We start from the raw sequence: 2684 nt of genomic DNA, 5'->3' as shown, positions 1-2684 counted from the left end.
CCGGGCCGTAGCTCAGCCCACCGATGGTGGTGCCCTCGCCCAGCCCCTCGATGCCATCGGAGTGGCGCATGCGCACGATGACCAATGTCTGGCAGGCCATGGTGGTCATCGACAGCTTGTGCGGCCGAATGGTCGGCAAATCGACCAGATAGGTTTGGATGGCTTCAATGACTGATGGCATGAGGTGTAAATTCCAAAAACTGTACTTTTCAAGTATTTTCAATATTGGCCTAGCTTCGTGCCAATACTTAATCGGACATACCCTATGCTGTTGGAGGAATGATGGACCTTCACCACCTCAAGCTATTCTGCCTCGTTGCCGAGGAACTAAACCTCACGAGAGCTGCAGCTAAGCTGCACATGACACAGCCGCCTCTTTCTAGGAATATCAAAGCATTAGAGAGTGAACTGGGGAGCCAGCTGTTTGTGAGAGGGCCCCAGGGCCTGAGTCTGACACCTACCGGGTCTTATCTTTATGACCAAGCACGCCAGATCTTGGCCCATGTGGAGATGGCCAGAAGCATGATCGGTAGGCTAGAGCGTGGTAAGAAGCCCCTCGTTGGCGTAGGCTTCGTTCCATCAGTGTTCTATGACTGGCTGCCGATACTGGTCAAAGAATTACGACAAAAGGATAATATCGAGTTAGCTCTTGCCGAGATGACCACCATTCAACAAATCCAAGCATTGAAAGAGGGAAGAATCGATATTGGATTCGGGCGTCTTAGAATCGATGATCCAGATATTGTGCAACAAATTATAGTTGAAGAGCCTTTGATCGCAGCCTTACCAAGCGGCCATCCACTAGAAAACAGCCGGCCAAGTCTCGAAAATTTAGCTAAATACCCTATGGTCTTATTTCCTGCATCCCCTAGGCCTAGCTTATCGGATATGATTCAGGGAATATTCAGAAGGCGGAATATAAGCATTAACATAGTCCAAGAGACCAATGAATTGCAGACCACCCTAGGGCTCGTTGCCTCCGGGCTAGGGATAACGCTAGTCCCTGAGCAGGTAAAAAACGTGCAGAGAACCGGAGTTACTTACATTGAACTACTTGATGGCGATGTTACCTCTCCCATCATTTGCAGCACAAGGAAAGATGGCACGAAAAATGAAAATATACGGGAAATAAATTTAGCTATTGAGAACTTTACTAGATAATTTTTTTACGCATAACTGAGAACGTGCGTTACATAAAACATAAAGATATGCGCTAACAGCGGTAAGGAGAAAAATATGGCGCAACGACGATTTGAGGCTAGCCAGGGCGCTTATTGGCATACAGACTTAGCGATTAGAGATAAAAATAGCTTAAACGAGGTGAGCCATGGCCGCAGAAAATTTCCTGCTTGAGAAGCACAATATTCTCAGCACCAGCTCCCAAGAGCTGATCTGTGAGCAGGTCAGCCACTGCCTCTCCCCACATCGAATGAGGCTAATCGATAACACGGCCCTAACATCTCACCTTTGTTCCATGCATCTCGAGCATCTTTCCATTATTGAGCTACAGTATGGAGCTAATGTCGAGATTGATCCAGGAGAGCTAAAGGATGTATACCTATTTCGCCTGACTTTGGATGGAAGAGGCGATATTATCTATAATAATCAGACCGTACTGATGAGCCAAGGCGGCGTTACCATCTCTTCACCGGAACAGCGTAGTTTAATCCGAACCTCTCCTGACTGCCATAATTTAATTGTTAAAATAAATCGCCAGCAACTTGAAAACTATTTATCACGCCTTCTCCAACAGAATTTGACCGGACCAATCATATTCGATCATTACTTTCCTCCCCAACATCCGGGCACTGGGTTTATACAAAGTACTGTGGCTTATTTTTCCCAAGTATCTCTCCACCTGCGTAGTAGCCCTGAAAAGCAAGCACAGGAAGCTCGCATGGAAGATTATTTCTATGAAAGCATCTTGAAATTGTTTAAACACAACTATAGCGAGCATCTCCAAGGACTCCCCTCTATACTGCCTCGCTATGTTAAAATAGCCAAACAGCATATTGACTCACACTTAAGGAGCGTAGTCACCTTAGATAAACTTGCCTCCCTATCTGGCGTTTCAACGCGCTCACTACAGCATGGATTCCGAAATTTCCTCGGACTCTCTCCCACGGCCTACTTATCTCGACAGCGTATTCGTTCAATTTATAGAATTTTAAAAACGGCCCCTCCAGGAACACGAGTCACAGATATTGTGACAGAATTTGGCATAAATAATCTAGGACATTTCTCAGCTAAATATAAGGCTATTTATGGAGAAACACCTCAGCAAACCTTGAAGTCAGGTCGAGAAAATATCAACAACCGTTAGCTAGTTAACGAATTTATCAGGCAGAAGGGGATCCAGACTAACAAATTGTTATTAACAATAAATAACTGACATAATGGAGTCCTTCCATGCAAGGAACTCCCCCATGCCACAAGGTAGTCTCCCATTCTCGTCGGTGAGAAAAATAGCTGTTACGCCAGCTGTTGAGAGCAATCACTGGCCGCGCTGGACGAGATCACTGAGGCCTTTTGCCAGCGAGCGGGACCCTCAGTGCATCTGACCTGCCACCGAACTTTCATCCAGCGGCTATTTGAGTCCCGTTAGTCTTCGTGTCGATTCGTGCAGCTGTCAGCGTCTGCGCATAAGCCACCGGGGTTTGGTAATCCAGGGCCGAGTGCGGACG

Annotated in this window: 2 protein-coding genes and 1 pseudogene; 2 read left to right on the top strand and 1 reads right to left on the bottom strand. The window is 46.6% G+C overall.

All coding sequences use genetic code 11. The annotated features are described in order from the left end of the window. Positions 1 to 181: pseudogene (locus tag MHM84_RS21345) on the bottom strand (muconate cycloisomerase); the annotation flags it as partial. A 101-nt stretch (positions 182 to 282) separates the two neighbouring features. On the opposite strand from MHM84_RS21345, the gene MHM84_RS21340 reads away from it, so the two are divergent. Continuing rightward, positions 283 to 1161, top strand: a complete 879-nt coding sequence (locus MHM84_RS21340; protein WP_239269089.1) for a LysR family transcriptional regulator — start codon at positions 283 to 285, stop codon at positions 1159 to 1161. Between the two features lie 166 nt (positions 1162 to 1327). Beyond that, complete coding sequence (locus tag MHM84_RS21335) at positions 1328 to 2323, top strand: AraC family transcriptional regulator (RefSeq protein ID WP_239269087.1); 996 nt, start codon at positions 1328 to 1330, stop codon at positions 2321 to 2323. The last annotated feature ends 361 nt before the right edge of the window (positions 2324 to 2684 follow it).

The sequence above is a fragment of the Halomonas sp. McH1-25 genome (assembly GCF_022348165.1).
In the GTDB taxonomy this organism is placed as follows: Bacteria; Pseudomonadota; Gammaproteobacteria; order Pseudomonadales; family Halomonadaceae; genus Modicisalibacter.
This window is presented reverse-complemented; position numbering and strand designations above follow the sequence as displayed.